The sequence below is a fragment of the Bradyrhizobium sp. LeoA1Lang genome (genome assembly GCF_055413685.1).
Genome location: NZ_JBVAPG010000345.1, coordinates 1 through 3,026, shown reverse-complemented (window position 1 = coordinate 3,026; position 3,026 = coordinate 1). Strand labels below are relative to the sequence as shown.

At 59.9% G+C, this 3,026-nt stretch carries 3 protein-coding genes; 1 reads left to right on the top strand and 2 read right to left on the bottom strand.

The features are described from left to right. Positions 1-112, bottom strand: a 112-nt coding sequence (locus ACZYOF_RS43190) for a helix-turn-helix domain-containing protein (protein ID WP_463719529.1), incomplete at its 3' end; no start/stop codon positions are given. A gap of 214 nt (positions 113-326) precedes the next feature. On the opposite strand from ACZYOF_RS43190, the gene ACZYOF_RS43185 reads away from it, so the two are divergent. After that, positions 327-938 carry a hypothetical protein gene (locus tag ACZYOF_RS43185; protein WP_463719528.1) on the top strand — a complete coding sequence of 204 codons (612 nt, stop codon included), beginning with the start codon at positions 327-329 and terminating at the stop codon, positions 936-938. A gap of 328 nt (positions 939-1,266) precedes the next feature. On the opposite strand, the gene ACZYOF_RS43180 is transcribed toward ACZYOF_RS43185, so the two are convergent. Further along, positions 1,267-2,025: a Ulp1 family isopeptidase gene (locus tag ACZYOF_RS43180; protein WP_463719527.1), complete on the bottom strand. Its 759-nt coding sequence runs from the start codon at positions 2,023-2,025 to the stop codon at positions 1,267-1,269. Positions 2,026-3,026: the final 1,001 nt, after the last annotated feature.

Sequence of the window (3,026 nt, the reverse complement as noted above, 5' to 3'; positions counted from 1 at the left end):
CTCGCCTCAGATTCTTCCACTTCGTCACACAGGACGGACTGATCTGAAGCGCCGCTGCAATCGAGCGAACGGTCTCGCCAGCATCAGCTCGCCTAAGCGCCAGTTCGCGGATGTCTTCCGAATAGGGGTCGCGTCATCCATGCTCGCCCCGGTCCCCAGCATGGAGTTTGAATCAGAAACTCCTCCAATTGGGAATCCCGATTCCGCCAAAAAACAACATGCTCTAGCCGTCTTCGTGAATTCGTCAGTGGCTCAAGACACATGCGAAAAGCGCGATAGCGGGCCGCCTCGACGACCCATCGCTGCAGGAAGATCGTAAGACGTACTTGCGCGTCAAAGATAGCTCGCGGCGCCGCGACTTGAATCTGCTTTCGACGTACAACTCGCGACGCGAGTCTCCTGCGTCAGCTATCAGTGACAGCGACTTAGATTTGTTGGAGCTGCTTGAGCAGGAGATGGAAGTCGAGGAGCCACCGTCAACCGCAGGGGACATCGCCCCGCAGCACACCTTGCTGCAGGCGACTCCCGCGGCGGCCGCCATGCGCGATGACGGCTTGGAGCTGCGGACGCACCTGGCGCTGTTGGAACAGGAGATGGAAGTCGATGGGCCAACAGAAATCTGGGAAGGTGATTCGCAGCTCAACTCATTCCAGGAGTCGCTCGAACAACTGCTCGTCGTGCCAAGTACGCCACCGGCGTATGATTTCGGACCGGTCGTCCCCTTGGGCTTCAATCACGGCTTCCAAACCGCCCCCGACGTCCTGATTGGCGCACTGAATAGAAGAGGCATGCTGCCGCAGTCATGGCAGCAGCCGACAAATCTGATTATTCATGGTCAGCCCTATATGGCGGTGTTGGGGCCAGGGATGAGGGAAGTGACCCCCAACAATCCCTTCAGCGCGAACATCATTCTGCGGCCCCGGCTTAAAGGAGGCTAAAGTCCGCGGCCGGAGGCTGGGCGCGATTCTTCCATCCTACCACCTGTGGCATCCACGCTGGGTCCACATCAGGACGATGTTCTTGATGGGTTTGCAGGCACGTGTCGATCCACCGCTCAGACAGACCGGCCGCGCGGAGAGGTTCGCTTTTAAGTCGGTCTCTCGGTGTCGAGGCGTCCGATGGGCTGGTCTCACAGCCCGACTACCACGATCCGGTGCAGGGCGGGGTCGCGTGCGAGCCGTCCGAGTCGTTCACACGTTCTGGCACCCGGCCAAGGTTCTGGTGCCGGCAAGAGGCGCGCCAGCCAGCTCCATCAGCCCAAACGCATCAGCGAGTTGGGGGTCGCGAATGCGCACGACCGCTCAGTCGATCCTGGAGTGCTCGCCGATCGGCGACGAGGTTTTCGAGGTGAAGCGGCTCGTCATCAGGCCGCTCTCCTTCCGCCAATCGTCTCGCCAGCGTCCGTGTGCCGTCCACCACAAAGACGCCGCAATCATAATTGTTCCGCTGTTGGGCCATGCGGGCGGGCTGAAGGTTGGCGCCAAGGTTTTCCGCGAGCTGTTCTGCGCTAGCGACGTTAGATTTCCCAGCGGAGTCGTAGTGATAGGCGACTACGTTCTCCCGATTGCGGCGATCAACGAGCAGTAGCGACCAGTGGTCGCCGTCGTCGGCCTTGACACCTCTGCCATTGTTCACTGGCACGAGCAGGAAGTCGGCGGTATCGTTCTCATCCTCATCGTAGACGATTCCTTGCACGGCTAACAGCAATTCGACCGCGTTGTCGGTCAAGCGCAGCATTTGGGCTTGCGCCGGCCGCAGCAGCCGCATCCGAGCAGCCAGATCCGGATGTTCCCTCTGCAGCTCCCGCTCCAGGAGCGTGTAATCCTCCCTGATATGCTCGTCAGTTAGCCAGTCGCGGCGGAGCACCGGCGGAGCCCGCACTCGGACGCCGGATCCGGAGGCCCGTCCATCCGGCTGATCCAGATGGGCCGACGACTTTTCGCGACGGCTCGCTCGGAACGCTTTGCACAGCCCGGTCTTAAAACACCACCACAGTCCACAGCCTTTGCCATCCTTCACCGGCATCGCGGACGTCGTAGTCCTGGTCGATGATGATTCTTCGCCATGTCCCGGGAAGCTATCGATGCCCGCCACTACTGGCTGGTGAGATTCAAGCCCATGCCCCGGGACGAGCGTTACGCTAAGCCCGCTCGGATTGTTTGGGGTCGGCTCTCTTGTTTCTTGCCCCAACTTGGGTGTGTAAGGCCGACCATGGATGTAAAAATGTGTTCGCGAATGGAGCGGTGTCGTCGGTAGAAGACCTTTTCTGCTCAGTGAACCGATCAAGGCATCGGGGGCTGATTGGCAACCATGTTCCCATCCCAAGCCGACGATATGTGTGAAGTCTCTCGTGCATGGGAAGTTCTCCGCGGGCACGCTGGCCTGCATATCAACGGCGGGGGCGGACAACTTGGGTAGCGGATCCAAATGGCTCCAAGCGGCGCTGGATTCGGGAGGCGCCGGTCGCTCAAGGTGACCGCACGTCGGTGATGGCTCGGCCCTAGCAGTCCGCGATGGCAACATTGGCGGCGTCCTCCCAAGTGTCCCATCCTGATTGGTCGGAAAATTGAAGTCATCATAGTCTCTGCGGTAAATGACCTCGAACATCTGACGCTGCACCGGCAGATCGGAGAGCACACCATGCCGAGCACTATCCGCGTCATTGACCTCGATCAAATGACAGGCATCGGGCTTGGCAAGTCCTTCGAATTCATTTCCACAAGAGGGACCAGGACTTCTCGCCCATCTCGCACAACTTCCCCCTGCTCATGATCAGCGACTGAACGGAGTTCGGCACATGAGGAGGTATGAGCGGGGCAGTGCGAACGCCGCGACTTTCGCCGGTCAGGCGCGAAGCATCAGTTCGGCGACGGATTGCGCGGATGTAGCCGCCCGACTTGGAGCTATGCGGGAAACTGGGTGATGACGGACTGAGATAGGCGGCGTATCGAGGCGGGTGTCGAAGCCTGCCAGAACCTCACATGGGATGGTTCGTGTCAAGGCCATCAATCGCAATGCATCAGCAG